We start from the raw sequence: 17202 nt of genomic DNA, 5'->3' as shown, positions 1-17202 counted from the left end.
TTTTTATACTGAAACGTTAGGAGCAATAGCATGGCGAATTGGGTTCCATTTGTATCCCTTAGTCTTATCAGCATTATCCTGTTAGTCATAATTGTCGTTAAGAACCGTCATATGTCTGCTCGGATTTTATTATTTTGGCTTTTCATTTCGGGTTTAGCTTATGTATTCGAATATATCATCTTTGTTTTATTTAACAGCTATACGTATCATCCCCATATATTATCGAATAATTACAATGACAGTGTGTTAGGATCGATCAGTTCTCAGGCCTTTTCAGTGCCGATCGCGCTCACGTATATTGTTGTCTATCATTTAAGAGCGACACGGATTGCCTTGATCATTGGTTTATTCTTTCTCATTGAAACATGGTTCACCTATTCAGATTTGTATGAACACCATTGGTGGCAATCGTATTACACATCATTTTTCTTAATCATTTCTGTCATCCTGTCTAAAGCATGGTGGAAGCTGCTTGAAGATGATCCTAATCACTATGTACTATTCATTACCTTGTTTTTTGCTCTGTCGACCGTCTCTCTTTCATTTGCCTGGATTCTTTCATCCCTTATGGAACTATATATCATCCCATTAAATCATTTCTCTAATCCTACACGGGACTTGATTGCGGGAAATGCGATATACATTTGGTTTACCACCTACTTTTATACACTGGTGATCTTCTTTAGAATTAAGGATAAGCAATATGCACTGTTGACCATCCTTTTCCTGTTAACCATAGAAGTATTCATGGTCCAAGAAGGTGTGTTGCTATTAAAAAGCCCGATTATGATAATGATACTTCCCCTTTTTCATTTTTCTGTGATTGCAATAGGCGGATATTATTACAATCATCATTTCCCTAATTATGTTGAAATCACACGAAAAGGACTGCCCTCTCGATAACTCATCTTTTAGAAAAAAATGCGATGAATGACGAGGACAGTCCTTTTTACTTCTTTTTATAAAATGTTAGTTTGATGCAATTGGATTCGTTTCAGTTTGTTCTTTCTCAATGGTCCAGCCGGTAAATCCATATAGAATGGTTATGACGGGAGAAATGAGACAAAAGATAGCGAACGGTAAATACTCTATCGTGGCGACTCCTAATACATCAGTCAAGAATATACCACATACACTCCATGGCACTAACGGGTTAATGACCGTTCCAGCATCCTCCAACGTACGTGATAAGTTCTTGGGATGTAACCCAAGCTTCTTATATTGAGATTGAAAGGCTTCTCCCGTCAAAAGGATGGACAGATACTGTTCCCCTACAACGAGGTTTATACCAATGGCCGATAGAGCCGTTGAAAGAATCGTTCTTCTTCCTGATTGAAGGATCGTTGAAACTTTATTAAGCAACACAGGAATAATTCCAAGCTTAAACAATAATCCACCGAGACTTAAAGAGAGAATGACAAGGGAAATCGTAAACATCATGCTGTTCACTCCTCCTCTTGTTAAAAGTGAGTCGATGGATTCCACCCCTGTTTTGGATTCAAATCCTGAAAATAACACCTGAAACAATTCATTCAGCTTCAAGGACCCATGTAAGAACGAAAGGCCGATTGAGACCACTATATTGATCGCAAGTGTCAGTAGTGCAGGGGTCTTAAATACGATGAGAACAATGAGTAATAATACAGGAACGAGACTGTACCAATGAATCAGACCTGTTTGATCCAATCCATCCTGTAACGATTTCAGCTGTGTTAAATTGACATCACTTGTTTCCGGTGATAAAAACCCAAAAACGATGAGTGTAATAATGAATGCAGGGACAGTTGTCCAGGCCATATTACGGATATGAGTAAACAAATCCACCTTCACTATAGAAGAAGCCAGGTTCGTTGTGTCTGATAATGGCGACATCTTATCTCCAAAAAAAGCTCCTGAAACAATCGCTCCTGCTGTGATACTCATGGACAGTCCCATCGCCTCACCAATTCCGATAAGTGCCACACCTATGGTTGCCGCCGTCGTCAATGAACTTCCAATGACGATGCCGCTCAAGGATGTAAGCAAAAACGCAATCGCATAAAAATAATGGGGTGATACAAATTCAAACCCATAAAACATCAATGTGGGAATGGTTCCACTGAGTAACCAACTGCTCACAAGAAGACCAATGAAGAAGAAGAGTAAAATAGCTCCCAAGCCACCTTGTGCCCCAACAATCATTCCCTGTTCAATCTCTTTGAATTTCACCTTGCGACTAAGTCCATACACCATTAAAAAGAAGAGTGAAAGGATAATGGGAATGTGAGGGACTGATTCGAGCCCAATAATACTGCCACTAATGATCCCCAGTACAGCGAGCAATATCACTGATGCTTCTATAACCTTTGGTTTGTTTACGCTTTGAATGTTTAACATAGTAACACTTCCTTCTCTAAGGTGAAATTGATGAATGGGAATAGAGAGAACAACAAAAAGAACTCACCATCCCGAATAGGGACGAAGAGTTCTCCGCGTTACCACCCTAATTGGAATAAACCTATTGTCATACATTCCCACTATTCACTCACTACTATTCAAGAATAGTTGACAATTTGTTTATTCCCACTTCATAAAGGTTTGTCCCTGGATAAAGCCTCATCTACTTAGAGGATTTATAAGCAATGTAATTCAGAAATAATGGACCTAGGCTTACACCTGCCGCCTAGTCTCTGATTGCTGTCTACCTATTTCCTACTTCGTTGCTCAAGACAAAGATATAAGATTAAAACGTTAAAAGTTCGAAAGGGCATCATCCTCTTTTACTCTTAAACGCTTTTAAGCTTTTATGCACTAAAGTAATTATAGTAGTATTTTATCATCGTATTGAAATATGTCAATGATTTTCATTAAAAAAATGACCTCCTTTGTAAGAAGAGAGGTCATTTTAGCTATACAAATAGAGAGTGTGTAAATGGTTCTTTTGCTTCACGAACAGGTTTTCCGATGAAATAACCCTGGGCATAATGAACACCGATTTCTTTACAAAAGAGCAGTTCTTCTTTTCTCTCAATCCCTTCTGCTAATACAAGGATGTCCAACTTCCTGGCAATCTTCATAACCTTACGTAAAAACTCCTGTTTTTCTGCATCGCTGTCACAATGGTTGATAAAAGATCGGTCAATTTTCACATAGTCAGGCTTAAGGAGAGTCAGCATTTCGACCGTGGCAAACCCGGATCCAACATCATCAAGGGCCACTTTCATTCCTTCACGCTTATATACATCAAGGACCGATCTTAGATGCTCCACATCCTCAATTTTCTCTGTCTCCACAACTTCGAATACAAGATCTTCAGGATTCACCCCGATCTCGTTTACAATCTTAAAAGTATGACGCAAACAGAATTCTGGATTATAAATCGTGGAAGGAAGGAAGTTTATGAAACTTTTAATACCAGGATTCACCTGACCCTCACGGCACTCGATTGCCGATTTCCTTGCTTTCTGGTCTAACATGGAGTGATAGCCTGTGATTGCAGCAACTTCAAATAATGTTCCTGGATTTATCTTTTTGGAATGACCCTCTGCACGCAAGAGAGATTCATAACCAAAGAGACTGTAATCTCTTAAATCAATGATTGGTTGAAGGTGACTGGTGAATTTACCATCCTGAATCATCTCTACCATTTCTCTATGCTTCATTAATAGCATGAATTTGCCTACTTCCATCACCGATCCGGGCTGGTTGGTACAATTAATGCTGCACGTCCATCCATATCCTTCCAATAACTTCTCTACTCTAACAAGCTTTTCATATAGTATATTCAGATTTTCATATAGAAAAACATATGTACCATCTTCTAATTGCGAAGCATATCCCTCCAACGGTACAGTATCATTTTGAGCATTATGTAAAAAAAAGTACCCTGTATCATGATACTCCATGGTTACAGCACAATTTGCACAAGCGATGTTCATTTCAACTCTCTCCCTTACTTATGAAAATTTCCCCTATATGTATATACTAAGACTATTCACCTATATAATGCTACTAATATACATTTATTCCAGGATAAATTCACTTGATAATGGTAAAAAGTTCAATTGAATCCAGGTGACAATCTCCATTCCACCTACCAAAAAACACCCCTCCAAGTCCAAACCTTGAGGGGTGTTCACTACCTTTACATCAAACTATATAATCGAATATCCGGATTTTTATCATTGAACCATCTCATGGCAAAATCATTTTCAAACAAGAAGACCAGGTTGTCATGACGGTCTTTTACCAGCATGCTTCGAGAGCTTGACATTGTTTCTTTCACATCTTCTTCGTTTTCAATCCATCTTGCTATTTTTGATCCAATGGGTTCCATTTTCACATCAACGTTGTACTCATTTTTCATTCTGTGCTCAAATACTTCAAACTGAAGCTGCCCGACTGCACCAAGAATGATATCTTCCGTACGGGTCTTATAATATTGGATGGCTCCTTCTTGAACCAGTTGAAGAATTCCTTTTTGAAAGTGCTTCTGTTTCATGACATTCTTAGCTGTAACACGAACAAAAAGTTCAGGTGTAAATTGAGGGAGCTTTTCATATTGGAAGCCTTGCTTTCCTTGAACAAGCGTATCACCAATTTGATACGTACCCGTGTCATAAACCCCGATAATATCCCCACTCACAGCTTCATTTACAGTGCTTCGGTCGTCTGCAAGAAATTGTGTAGACTGAGCAAGCTTAATGGATTTACCTGTGCGGGCAAGATTAACCGTCATCCCTCTCTCGAATTGTCCTGAACAGATGCGGACAAATGCAATCCGGTCACGGTGAGCGGGATTCATATTGGCTTGAATCTTGAACACGAAACCAGAAAATTCCTCTGCCGTCGGCTCAATTTCACCAGCGTCAGAATTCCTTGGCTGAGGAGATGGTGCAAATTGTAAATACGTTTCAAGAAACGTTTGAACACCAAAATTCGTCAATGCACTACCGAAGAAAACGGGAGAAAGCTCTCCACTTGCTATTCTCTCACGTGAAAACTGGTTACCTGCTTCGTTCAGAAGCAACACATCTTGAAGGGTTTGATCATAAAGATTGCTTTCCTTAAGGGAGTGTGCACCCTCAATTTCCCCTTCATCGTTTAAGGGAATAAAACGATCTTCATCCTCCACGCGGAATTGCTCAATTCGATTATTGAAGCGATCATAGATGCCTAAGAATTCTTTCCCCATTCCTATCGGCCAATTCATCGGATAAGATTGAATTCCAAGTACTTCTTCAAGCTCTTCCAATAATTCCAATGGCTCACGTCCTTGACGGTCGAGCTTATTAATGAATGTGAAGATCGGTATGCCTCTCATTCGGCAAACTTTGAAAAGCTTTAAGGTTTGTGTCTCAATCCCTTTCGCTGAATCGATGATCATAACCGCACTATCAACAGCCATCAACGTTCTATAAGTATCTTCAGAAAAGTCCTGGTGGCCAGGTGTATCCAGTATATTCACCCGATAATCATCATAGTCGAAAGCCATCACAGAAGAAGTGACCGAGATCCCTCTCTGCTTCTCAATTTCCATCCAGTCAGATGTAGCGAACTTGCCTGATTTCTTACCTTTTACAGTTCCAGCTGCGCGAATCGCTCCTCCAAAGAGAAGAAGTTGCTCAGTTAATGTTGTTTTCCCGGCATCCGGGTGGGAAATAATAGCGAAAGTCCGTCTTGACTTAACTTCCTGTATAAAGTCTATTTTCATTCATAAAATCCTTTCTCGTCATTCTCACTTTCTCATCATATTCGTTCTAAAGTGACAATGCAACTAAGAATCAACACCTTGGTAAATCAGGCATGTTTCCCGCATCATTTCCTATAGGTAGGAATTTGTATTTTTCTCTACTGTGTACTGATTCACCAAAAAATGACTTTAAGCAGTCTTACATTTCCCTTGTCCATTGAACAATCCGGGAACTTAATGTTTCTGCTGATTCTTTTGATACCCTTTCCTGTAATGACTCCAGTAACTTTGTTTGTATATTATCTTCATCATATGTAAAAGAATAAGACCATCGAATATCCGGAACTGCAATTAATATGAATTCATCTTTCTTGTTTTCATAGATATATACTTTTTGTTCCAAGCCTTCCAAAAAATTTTTTCTGATCTTCATAATGTGTATCCCCTTTCATGAAAACGCTTTATTGGCGCATACTTAAGACGATGTTGTCCGTACAACTTTACGAAAATCGTTTAATTGTAGGTTGTCAGACGTCTGAAAGAATTGTAAAATAAAAAACCGAAAGCATCAAGTTACAAACTTAAAATTTGAAGAGGTGAAAGAAGTGCAATATTTATGGGGTATCATGGGTATCATTGTCGTTCTGGGAATTGCTTTTGCATTTTCTACGAACAAAAAGAGTATTAATTTCAGAACCGTCCTTGGAGGACTAGCTATACAGTTATTCTTCGCTTTTATCGTGTTGGAAACTTCTTGGGGCCAAAATTCCCTTAAAGGATTGACTCAAGTTGTAAACGCTATTATCAATTATTCAAACGAGGGAATCACCTTCCTTTTTGGTGGTCTTTATACGGAAGAATCCAATATAGCGTTTATTTTTGCGTTTAATGTCCTTCCCGTCGTTATTTTCTTTTCTGCTTTAATTTCAGTCCTTTATTATCTTAAAATCATGCAATTTTTCATTAAAATTTTAGGTGGCGGACTGGCAAAGCTCCTAGGAACAAGAAAGGCCGAGTCACTTTCTGCAGCAGCGAATATTTTCGTCGGACAAACCGAGGCTCCGTTAGTAGTAAGACCGTATCTGTCCAGAATGACTGAATCGGAACTTTTCGCAGTCATGACAGGTGGACTGGCTTCCGTTGCCGGTTCCGTATTAGTCGGGTATTCCTTATTAGGTGTTCCTTTGGAATATTTACTGGCAGCAAGCTTCATGGCAGCTCCTGCAGGCCTCGTCTTGGCAAAGTTATTTGTACCTGAGACAGATCATACGCCTGAACCAAAAGAGCTTGATATGGAAGCGGATTCTGAGTCGGCAAATGTGATCGATGCAGCGGCTAAAGGTGCCAGTGTCGGTCTTCAATTAGCTTTAAATATCGGTGCAATGCTACTGGCATTTATTGCACTTGTCGCGATGATCAATGGATTGCTTGGCTTGGTAGGCGGCTGGTTCGGCATGGACAGCCTTTCACTGGAACTTATCCTTGGCTATGCCTTTGCTCCACTTGCTTTTGCTATCGGTGTTCCTTGGAGTGAGGCAGTCATCGCTGGTAACTTCATTGGACAAAAGCTTGTCATCAACGAATTCGTTGCTTATTCCGCGTTTGCTCCTGAAATCGGGAACTTATCGGATAAAGCGGTAGCCATCATCTCCTTCGCTCTTTGTGGATTTGCGAACCTTTCTTCATTAGGTATTTTACTTGGTGGACTTGGTAACCTTGCCCCTGACCGCAGAAGTGATATCGCCCGCTTAGGATTAAAAGCCGTCATTGCCGGTGCACTTGCTTCGTTACTAAGTGCTGCAATTGCTGGTATGTTTGTATAATATATATGAACCAAAAGAAGCTGTCCTCGGGTGAGGACAGCTTCTTTTTTTATTCTAGCCTGCAGATGGAATGAAAAGTTCATCATTTGTAAGACAGGTTCTTCTCTTCCCGGATTTCTTTGCTACATACAGTCTTTGATCGGCAAGTGCGATTAGTTTTTCCGGGTCTTTGGCTTCCGTTGTTTCAGCCTGACCGAAACTCATGGAAATCGGCAAAGGCTTTAAGGTTTCCAACCGGCTATATAAGTCATTTAAAAACTGATGGATAACATGGTCATCCGAATGAGGCAATATGATGACAAATTCTTCTCCCCCATATCGAAAGGCCTGTCCCTTATAGGTCTCCGAGAGAGTCCGAAAGACTTCCCCAACCTTTCGAATCACTTCATCCCCTGTTAAATGCCCGAATTCATCATTCACTTTTTTGAAATCATCGATGTCACCCAGGAGTAAAGTGAAGGATTCATTCGCATCCACTTTCCGCCTAAACTTTTCCTGAAAGGATAGTTGATTGAATAAGCCAGACAAATAATCTCGATGGGCGAGATGATGATAGGCTTCCTTTTGCGCATAATGAGCACGCTCCCGCAGCATGATCAAAGCCCCGAAAAGACCAATGATCCAGAGGAAAAACAAATTTAAAGAAAGAGTGAAATAATGTTGGAATTCAGTTAAGTTGACGGTCACCATTCCCATCAAAAGATATACCATGCTAAATACCGCAAGAGAAATGAGGGCCCCTTTGGTTCTCCAATAAATGGTCGCATGCATGACAAACAATATGGAAATCGGATAAAGCGGACTATGAATCCCTTCTGATAAAAACATCAGCCAGATCAATGCAAAAAAATCGAATATTATTCCTGCTTTTAAGATGAATTGGAGACTTCTTTTATCATCCCTGGCCCGTATAAGTGCAATTTGAGTCACAAGCATATAAATGACACCCGATACTAATAAAAAGGGAAAGACCGCTTTATTGGTAGTGATATTATCAGAAAAAGGAGGTACGTAAAATATGAGTGTAGCGATCACTACAAACAGCCATCTCAAAGTAGAAAATAACTTCTCTGTTTCGTAATCATTCAAATACAAGGAAAATCTCATCAGCTTCATTCTCTCATCGTTTAATTTATAGTTTAAATTTACCAAAGATTGTGAAATCCGTCTATCACCTTATAAAAAAACAGACCAATATCTGTCATATTGGTCTGCTACTTAGAAGAAAATTATTCAGTTACACCGTACTTCAACTTGCTCTCTTCTATCGCAATATTTTTGTCACTATGAGGATATTTCGTATTTTCGATAATCTGATAATCCTCATGTCCTTTCCCGGCAAAGATGATAATATCCCCAGGTTCACTTACTTCCACTGCATGCTTAACCGCTTCTGCCCGATCACCAATCAAAGCATACTGTTGATGCTGCATTCCTTTTTCAAGATCTTTTAGAATGCTATCGTATTCTTCATATCGCGGGTCGTCTGTTGTTAAGATGACATAGTCTGCTAATGATGCTTTTTCTGCCATGGTAGGACGTTTTGTCTTATCACGATTTCCTCCTGTACCAACGAGGAAAATGATTTTGTTTTCTTTAAACGGCAGGACAGATTGAATGGCATTTTCAATTGCATCCGGCGTATGTGCATAATCAATGTAAACGGATAGTGGTGCTTTCATTTCAACCTTCTCCATCCTCCCGCTTACAGGTGGGAGATCGCGAACAATTTCCACTAGTCTCGATACTTCCATCCCCTTCGCATACAAACAAGCCATAGCTGTCAGTACATTGTAAACATTGAATTTCCCTAATAACTTCATTTCCACCTCAAAGGTTCCTTGAGGAGATACAAGCGTAAACTTCGTTAAATCATTATAATATTCTACATTTTCTGCTTTGAAGTCTGCGTGCCCTTCAAGTCCATAGCTGATCACTTCATGAGGAGTCATATAGCTGTAGCGCTCATACCATTGGTCATCCGCATTAAGAACAGCGTACTTTGGATTTTGAAGGTCCTGACCTAATTGAGAAAACAATAAACCTTTGGCATAGCCATAGTGTTCCATCGTTCCGTGATAATCCAAATGATCATGACTTAAGTTGGTGAAAGCCACCACATCGAAGTCGATACCCCATAATCTTCCCAACGCCAGGCCGTGTGAGGATACTTCAAGGGTGAAATTGTGGATATCGCGATCTATTGCTCTTTGAAGCATCTGCTGGTTCGTTAAGTTGTCGCAGGTTGTGTTTTCACTCGGGAGTAACTCTCCATCTAAATTAAAGCCGATTGTGCCTGATAATGCAGAGCTGCGGCTGTCTTTTTTCAGGATGGAGTGAATCAGATTACTCACTGTAGTCTTTCCATTTGTTCCCGTTACGCCGAAAACCGTCAGCTTCCTGGAAGGGTAATCATAATACTTATTTGATAATTGAGCCAAGGCTTTGAATGAGTCTTTGACTACGACTAATGCGGCTTTATTTAAATCAATGTCCAATTGTTTTTCTGCAACAATCAGGGTGGCCCCTTTTTCAACGGCCATCTGTGCATAATCATGTCCATCCACTGTGTAGCCCCTTGTACATACAAATATACTGCCTTCAGTCACTTTTCTGGAATCGACATGAATTTCGTTTATTTCTGAAGGTAATTCACCGTAAATGGTTTTTAATTTAATGCTGTCTAATAGATTATATGTAATCATTTGCTTACCTCTTTTGTATTAATATTGTTTCTATTTTATCTTATCATCTTCGCTTTGATAAGAGAAATACCTCCTATAATCAAAACAAACTTTTCTCACACAAATGTCACCATACCCCTATTCACAATGACTAAAACAAAAAAGAGACTGGGACAAAACTAAAAAACCACGATATAAAGACGAACAATAGAAGTGTAGGTTCTTAATACCGCTAATGATTTCCGTGCAAGACTACGCTTTCCGCGGGTAGCTCGTAAGCCTCCTCGGCAAGCCTGCGGGGTCTCACATAAGCTACTTTTCCCGCAGGAGTCTTCGTCTTGCACTCCAATCAACCGCTGGAAAGAGCTAAAATCAAATGTACCGTAAATAAATAAAAAACCCGAACAAATCTGCCTACTAGAAAGCAGATTTGTTCGGGTTTTACTTAGACTAAAACACTTTTGTCCCAGCCTCTTCACATTTACTCTACAACCATCTTTGATCGCACATAGTGCCAAAGTAATTTTTCCGTATTGAGGATGGACGATTCATGCGTTCGCTCATATGCATGAGAAGCATCGATACCTGCCCCTATCAATCCGTGAACGATATCAAATCCTGCCCGGATTGCAGCTGATGCATCAGATCCATAAAACGGATAAATATCGACTTTATATTCGATTCCGTTTTCTTCCGCTAATGAGACTAGGTGTTTACGTAATTCGTAATGATAAGGTCCACTTGAATCCTTTGCACAAATAGAAACGGTGTATTCATCCGTTGATTGTCCATCACCGATTGCTCCCATATCCACAGCCAGGTATTCTATGGTTTCGTCAGGAATATTAGAATTCCCTCCATATCCGATTTCTTCATTATTGGATATTAAAAAGTGGGTTGTATAAGGAAGAGTGATTCCTTCTGATTTGATTTGACGAATCAAGCAAAGAATCATACCTACACTTGCCTTATCATCTAAATGACGAGATTTAATAAACCCGCTTTCTGTAATTTCAGCACGGGGATCAAAAGAAACAAAGTCACCGACCTCAATGCCAAGATCCCTTACTTCCTTTGCATTTCGGACATTTTCATCAATGCGGACTTCTATATTGGTTTCATCCCTTTTCGCTTCACCTGCATTTTTATATACATGGACGGATGTTTGATGCATAAGGATGGTACCACTGTAGGTTCTGCCTGAAGAGGTTTCAATCTGGCAATACTCCCCTTCTACTGCATTCCACCTGAATCCACCTATCATGGATAAACGCAAACGTCCATCGCTCTTGATTTCCTTGACCATGGCGCCAAGTGCATCTACATGGGCCGTCAGCATACGATGTCTTCCTGAGTCTTCGCCAGGAATTGTAATGATAAGTGCACCTTTTCGGTTTCTTTTCAATTCTACATTTAGATCTGATAGATATTCCTCAACAAAACTCATAATCTTATTCGTGTTTCCTGAAGGACTTGGAATTTCGACAAGCTCCTTAATGATTTGAAGTGTTTTCTTTGTATCTGGATATGTATTCATTTGACTCCCTCCCTTATCGTATTATACCGTCAATTGGAAGCTTACTACAAATGTTGTTTACCGAATATTCCATCTAATACGCTCTGATCTTTTAATCGCTTCTCTTTCATATTTCTTTCTTTTCTCTTTTTGGAACGGATGAAGATAGCCACAGTTCTCACAGCAGTAAAAGCCAATATTCCCTCCAACCTTTTGTCCATGGTGCAAAATCGTAAGCCCATCACCATATTCTTCTCTAAAAGTTAATTCGCTTTCCGTTAAACTTGGGTGACCACAATATAAACAACCGTTAAATCCCATATTTTCCACCATCCCTTTTTGTACATGCCTATGTAAGGAACGGGGATACTATGAATGGATTTGTAGGAAGGTTACTGTTCCCCTAATCAAGCATTAAAAAACATCAAAGAAACAGGAGTGATATAGTGAACTCATCTACACTGGACAGTTTACCTCAAGGAAAGAAACATCCGAAAGGATTATATCTCTTATTCTTCACGGAATTATGGGAACGGTATAGTTACTATGGAATGAGGGCTCTTCTCGTCCTTTATTTAACCACTGCATTTGTTAGTGGGGGATTGGGTGTGGACCCTGCCAAGGCTTTATCCATCTACGGAATTTATACAGGAAGTGTATATTTCACTCCAATATTTGGAGGGTGGCTTACGGACCGCTATATTGGGTTAAGAAAAGCCATCACCATCGGGGGCATTACAATGGCATGTGGAGATTTTTTAATCTTCCTTACCCACTCCCAAACTGGCCTGTATGCAGGGTTAGCCCTACTGGTGATCGGAAATGGATTCTTCAAACCCAATATCTCAACCCTGGTTGGTGAGCTCTATCCACGACATGATAAACGAAAGGATGCAGCCTTTACGATTTTTTATATGGGAATTAACCTTGGAGCATTATTCGCACCGCTTATTGCAGGGTTTCTGGCAGAGGATTTATTTCTCAAAACGCTTACGGATGGTACGATGCACTATGGATTTAAATGGGCTTTCCTTGCATCCTCCATCGGAATGGTTACTGGACAAATCATCTTTAGTACATTAAATAATAAGTATCTCGGAAACGTTGGACTAAAGCCCAATAAAGCATTAGCTGAAGAAGCGAACGAAAACCAGAATGTACCTTTGACAAAGAAAGAGAAGCAGCGGACAACAGCCATCCTTATCCTCGCCTGCTTTGTGGTTTTCTTCTGGGCTGGCTTTGAACAGGCAGGAAGTTCTTTCACTTTGTACACGAAAAACTTCATCGATCGTGAAGTTTTCGGCTACACCATTCCTGTTGCATGGTTCCAATCCGTTAACCCCTTGTTTATTGTGATCCTGGCACCGATTCTATCAAGTGTCTGGTTAAAGCTTTCAAGATCCAATCGAGGCGACCTGAACATGACGACAAAAATGGGAATCGGAATGATTCTCCTCGGACTCGGATTTATGATCCTCATTCCCGCAGTCATGCAAACGGGTTCGGATGAACAGAACATCACTGTAAAGGCAAACTTGTTGTTTATCGTCTTTACTTACCTTCTGCACACCCTTGGGGAACTGTTTTTATCTCCCGTTGGTTTGTCTCTGGTCAGTAAAGTAGCACCTGTTAAAATCGCATCCTTGCTAATGGGGGTGTGGATGGCTGCAATCGGTGTGGCGAGTCTTCTTGCCGGACAATTGGCTTCCCTGACAGCCACACTGGGATATTTAGAAATTTTCGCTGTCATCGGTGCAACCGCTATTATTCTCGGCTTCGTCTTACTCTCTATTTCTAAAAAGCTTGTCTTAATGATGAGGGAAGAGAACCTTACGTAAAGAATAAGAAAACCGCTGGGCAATTAAGCCAAGCGGTTTTCCTATTTCACCTTCTTCTCAGCTACACTGCCATTCAATAATCCACCAATCAATAAAATCGTGGAGGAAATGTAAAACCATACAACCAGGGTAATGACGCTGCCCAGCTGCCCATAAAACTGGGAGTAGTCATTCAATTTAACATAGGTTCCGTATAACCATGAAACCCCTTGCCATCCAAAGGTAGCGACCAGTGCACCGGGAATGACATGAAGGAACGAAATTCGTTTACTTGGGACAACCATATAAAGAAACAGGAAGAGTATGAACATAAAAATGGAACTTAATCCCCATTTGCCTATCACCCAAGCTTGACTCCATTCTCCGTTAATCTTCCCCTCTGTGAACCGTGCATGACGGATATATTCCTCAACCACCGGTACAATGAGTGAAAATGAAATAAGGAACATAAATCCGACTGTCAATAATAGATCATACAGTAACGCAACCAGAAAGGTTTTTTTTCTCTCGATTTTATACGCTTTATTCAATGATCTCACCATGGATTGGACTGCCATAGAAGAAAGCCAAAAGGTAAAGAAGATGGAAATGGATAATACATCTCCCCGTTGGTCATACAAAATACGATCTATATTATTTTGAATGATGGCGTACGATTTATCAGGTGCAAAAGGCTTAATCAGAAGCAATACATTGGTTTCCGAAATGGGCAGATAACTAATCAACGAAAAAACAAAAATTAAAAACGGGAAGATCGATAACAACAAATAATACGCCAACTGTGCAGAATGATCGAAAAAACGTTCCTTAAAAAATCGAACTGTCACATTCTTTGAATGATGTAAGATATTCATGGTTTTAAACCCCTAAATAGGAAAAGATATTCTTATTTTCCCCTTTCATGCATAATTCAATCATTTTTGAACAGCTTGCATTATCATTTGTCCTCTCTTCATTTCCCTTGTCTATATAAGATAAGCGTGCAAATATACTAAGAGTTTCCGGGATAGCCCCCTATCCTGGCCTCATTCTCTCCCCCTTTTCTCCACTCATCCTCTAATAAACCAAAAAGCAGAGAGTCTCTCCACCCATTTTTCATTTTCAAATCATGACGGATTCTTCCTTCTAACGTCATACCGATTTTGGTTAACACTTTATAAGAGGAAATGTTTTGAGGGTCACATGTCGCTGAAATTTTATGCAAATTCAACTCAGAAAACCCTCTCTTCACTAACGCACTTCCAAGGATAGTCCCGATACCCTTCCCCCAGTAATCAGGATGCAGAACATACCCAATCTCACCAGATTGGTGAACGAAGCTCTTGATGATGATTTCACCTGCCCCAATCACTTTAGCGGTATTCTCATCTACCAGGGCTTGAACATACCTTGTTTGCGGAACCATCTTTTCAGCTTTCAGCACATCCTCCACATACGCTAATGTTTCCACTTCCGAATTCGGGCCCCATGCCTGATACTGAGAAACAGCTTCTTGGGACGCATAAAGATGAACGTCCTTCCAATCTTCTTTCTTTAACCTGCGTAAAAATAAACTAGAAGAAAGATAAATCTTTTCCACATCATTCACCCCACATGCATAATAAATTGATCTAATATTAACACAACTTACTATATTAGGAATAAATTTTTTCTGAATGAATGCCACTATTGAACAAATAGACAAGGTAATTCAAAAACAACACAAAATTCAAGAAAACATCCGAAACTAATAAAGGATTTCTCCCTCTCATTCAAGAAATCAATAAAAGAGAGAAAATTTTCTTGCATCACTGTATGAAGCAGACGAAAGGAAAGGGAGAAATGATATGGTAAACAACAAGGAAACAATGGGGAATGAAGATGTATACACAGACTTTATTAATAAAATGACCTATGGTGAATATCTTGGCCTGGATACACTACTTGACAGTCAGAAACGTTTATCCGGTCACCATGATGAAATGTTATTCATTATCATTCATCAAGTAAGCGAATTATGGATGAAATTGATTCTACATGAAATCAAAGCTAGTATCACCTCCATCCAAAAAGGGGAACTCTCTCCTGCATTTAAAATGTTGGCACGTGTTTCAAAGATTCAATCACAAATTATTCATGCCTGGGATGTGCTATCCACGCTTACGCCTTCAGAATATGTTCAATTCAGGGACAGCCTTGGGCAAGCCTCGGGATTTCAATCCTACCAATATAGAATGATCGAATTTGCACTCGGTTACAAAACGAAACATGTATTGGAGATTTACAAGAAGGATCCTGAGTTATCAGTTCAGCTTAAAGAGGCATTCGAGGCCCCTTCCCTATATGATGTTTCCATCCTTGCCTTATCAAAAGCAGGGTTACCCATTCATGAAGATGTACTTCGTCGGGATTTTAAGAAGCCTTACACGGAAGACCAGACTGTATTGGATGCATGGACAGAAGTCTATAAGCATCCGGATATGTATTGGGATTTATACGAATTAGCCGAAAAATTGATCGATATTGAGGATTGGCTTCAGCAATGGCGCTTCAGACATATGAAAACAGTGGAACGGATCATCGGTCATAAAATGGGGACGGGTGGCTCAAGCGGTGTAGGCTATCTAAAAAAGGTTCTGGATCATCGGTTCTTCCCTGAGCTGTGGAATGTCCGGACGAACCTCTAAATCCTTTGCATTATGTAATTTTTTAAAGGCTCATATAGTTAAAGTGAAATTCACACATTTTTCTGCCTATTTTCCAATTCCTTGTTTTATAAGGGTTGCCTTTTAAAAGGTTACCTGATATTATGTAAGAGAATTATTTTTGTTCGGTATGGAAGGATAGACAAAGTTTTTAAAGCTTTTCGCCTTGAAGTTACGTGAGCAAGAATAGTAATACAATTGTGTGGAGAACACACGAGGAGGTAACATTATGTTAGAAGGTACAGTTAAATGGTTTAACGCAGAAAAAGGTTTCGGATTCATCGAGCGCGAAGGTGGAGACGACGTGTTCGTACACTTCTCAGCTATTCAAGGCGAAGGATTTAAAACTTTAGAAGAAGGTCAAAAAGTTTCTTTCGAAATCGTTCAAGGAAACCGTGGCGACCAAGCTGCTAACGTTACTAAAGCATAATTCATGCTAATTCAAAAGACTCTACTCTGTAGGGTCTTTTTTCTTTGCCATCACATTAAAAAGTGTATACAATAACCTTACCATGCTTATTAGGAGGTTTATTCGTATGGCAAGACACTCTTTTCATATATCTACTGATTGGCCGGGGCTGCGAAATGATACAGGTACCTTGAGCTCGGAAAATTTTCACACGAAAATATCTATCCCAACTGAAATGGACGGACCCGGAATAGGAACAAACCCTGATGAAATGCTTCTTGGAGCAGCAGCTACATGTTACATCATCACTCTGGCCGCGATGCTTGAACGAAGTCATATTGAGAAAACGGACTTATCGATGACATCCGAAGGAATTGTGGAAGTCGAAAAAGGAATCATTACATACAAAGAAATCATCCACCGCCCTGTGCTGACATTAGCTCCCTCCACTACTGAAAAAGACATAACCCTTACCAAGAAATTGTTGATGAAGGCGGAGCAGTCTTGCATGATCACCCGTGCCATCAAAGGGAATGTGACAGTAAAGGTAGACCCTGAAATACATATGTAAAAAAGC

General features: G+C 39.9%; 16 protein-coding genes. 6 read left to right on the top strand and 10 right to left on the bottom strand.

Features of this window, described 5'->3' with window-relative positions; all coding sequences use genetic code 11:
• Positions 1-30: 30 nt before the first annotated feature.
• Positions 31-903 carry a hypothetical protein gene (locus ACOSV2_RS01795; protein WP_428973711.1) on the top strand — a complete coding sequence of 291 codons (873 nt, stop codon included), beginning with the start codon at positions 31-33 and terminating at the stop codon, positions 901-903.
• Positions 904-969: 66 nt separating this feature from the next.
• On the opposite strand, the gene nhaC is transcribed toward ACOSV2_RS01795, so the two are convergent.
• The 4 genes from nhaC to ACOSV2_RS01775 all read right to left on the bottom strand — a co-directional run bounded on the left by nhaC (position 970) and on the right by ACOSV2_RS01775 (position 6104).
• Positions 970-2376, bottom strand: a complete 1407-nt coding sequence (nhaC, locus tag ACOSV2_RS01790) for a Na+/H+ antiporter NhaC (protein ID WP_428973710.1) — start codon at positions 2374-2376, stop codon at positions 970-972.
• Between the two features lie 512 nt (positions 2377-2888).
• Positions 2889-3917, bottom strand: a complete 1029-nt coding sequence (locus ACOSV2_RS01785; protein ID WP_428973709.1) for an EAL domain-containing protein — start codon at positions 3915-3917, stop codon at positions 2889-2891.
• Between the two features lie 206 nt (positions 3918-4123).
• Positions 4124-5692 carry a peptide chain release factor 3 gene (locus ACOSV2_RS01780; RefSeq protein WP_428973708.1) on the bottom strand — a complete coding sequence of 523 codons (1569 nt, stop codon included), beginning with the start codon at positions 5690-5692 and terminating at the stop codon, positions 4124-4126.
• 178 nt (positions 5693-5870) lie between these two features.
• A complete protein-coding gene (locus ACOSV2_RS01775) occupies positions 5871-6104 on the bottom strand; it encodes a YueH family protein (protein WP_113970012.1) in 234 nt (77 codons plus the stop codon).
• Between the two features lie 172 nt (positions 6105-6276).
• Between ACOSV2_RS01775 and ACOSV2_RS01770 the strand changes: the two genes are divergently transcribed.
• Positions 6277-7494 carry a NupC/NupG family nucleoside CNT transporter gene (locus tag ACOSV2_RS01770; RefSeq protein ID WP_428973707.1) on the top strand — a complete coding sequence of 406 codons (1218 nt, stop codon included), beginning with the start codon at positions 6277-6279 and terminating at the stop codon, positions 7492-7494.
• Between the two features lie 54 nt (positions 7495-7548).
• On the opposite strand, the gene ACOSV2_RS01765 is transcribed toward ACOSV2_RS01770, so the two are convergent.
• From ACOSV2_RS01765 to ACOSV2_RS01750, 4 genes are all read right to left on the bottom strand, one after another.
• The gene (locus tag ACOSV2_RS01765) at positions 7549-8610 is read right to left on the bottom strand and encodes a GGDEF domain-containing protein (RefSeq protein WP_428973706.1); all 1062 of its coding nucleotides are present in this window, start codon (positions 8608-8610) and stop codon (positions 7549-7551) included.
• A 113-nt stretch (positions 8611-8723) separates the two neighbouring features.
• A complete protein-coding gene (locus tag ACOSV2_RS01760; protein WP_428973705.1) occupies positions 8724-10199 on the bottom strand; it encodes a UDP-N-acetylmuramoyl-L-alanyl-D-glutamate--2,6-diaminopimelate ligase in 1476 nt (491 codons plus the stop codon).
• Between the two features lie 460 nt (positions 10200-10659).
• Positions 10660-11715, bottom strand: coding sequence for a M42 family metallopeptidase (locus ACOSV2_RS01755; RefSeq protein ID WP_428973704.1), 1056 nt, complete (start codon positions 11713-11715; stop codon positions 10660-10662).
• A gap of 57 nt (positions 11716-11772) precedes the next feature.
• Positions 11773-12015, bottom strand: coding sequence for a hypothetical protein (locus tag ACOSV2_RS01750; protein ID WP_428973703.1), 243 nt, complete (start codon positions 12013-12015; stop codon positions 11773-11775).
• Between the two features lie 122 nt (positions 12016-12137).
• On the opposite strand from ACOSV2_RS01750, the gene ACOSV2_RS01745 reads away from it, so the two are divergent.
• A complete protein-coding gene (locus ACOSV2_RS01745; RefSeq protein ID WP_428974265.1) occupies positions 12138-13532 on the top strand; it encodes a peptide MFS transporter in 1395 nt (464 codons plus the stop codon).
• Between the two features lie 41 nt (positions 13533-13573).
• On the opposite strand, the gene ACOSV2_RS01740 is transcribed toward ACOSV2_RS01745, so the two are convergent.
• Complete coding sequence (locus ACOSV2_RS01740; protein ID WP_428973702.1) at positions 13574-14386, bottom strand: YihY/virulence factor BrkB family protein; 813 nt, start codon at positions 14384-14386, stop codon at positions 13574-13576.
• Between the two features lie 137 nt (positions 14387-14523).
• A complete protein-coding gene (locus tag ACOSV2_RS01735; protein WP_428973701.1) occupies positions 14524-15111 on the bottom strand; it encodes a GNAT family N-acetyltransferase in 588 nt (195 codons plus the stop codon).
• A 247-nt stretch (positions 15112-15358) separates the two neighbouring features.
• Between ACOSV2_RS01735 and kynA the strand changes: the two genes are divergently transcribed.
• From kynA to ACOSV2_RS01720, 3 genes are all read left to right on the top strand, one after another.
• Entirely contained in the window at positions 15359-16198 is an 840-nt protein-coding gene (gene kynA / locus ACOSV2_RS01730; protein ID WP_428973700.1) for a tryptophan 2,3-dioxygenase, read from the top strand.
• Between the two features lie 247 nt (positions 16199-16445).
• Positions 16446-16646: a cold-shock protein gene (locus tag ACOSV2_RS01725; RefSeq protein WP_034763568.1), complete on the top strand. Its 201-nt coding sequence runs from the start codon at positions 16446-16448 to the stop codon at positions 16644-16646.
• A 106-nt stretch (positions 16647-16752) separates the two neighbouring features.
• Complete coding sequence (locus tag ACOSV2_RS01720) at positions 16753-17196, top strand: SACOL1771 family peroxiredoxin (RefSeq protein ID WP_428973699.1); 444 nt, start codon at positions 16753-16755, stop codon at positions 17194-17196.
• Positions 17197-17202: the final 6 nt, after the last annotated feature.

The organism is Rossellomorea sp. DUT-2 (genome assembly GCF_052665285.1).
This window is presented reverse-complemented; position numbering and strand designations above follow the sequence as displayed.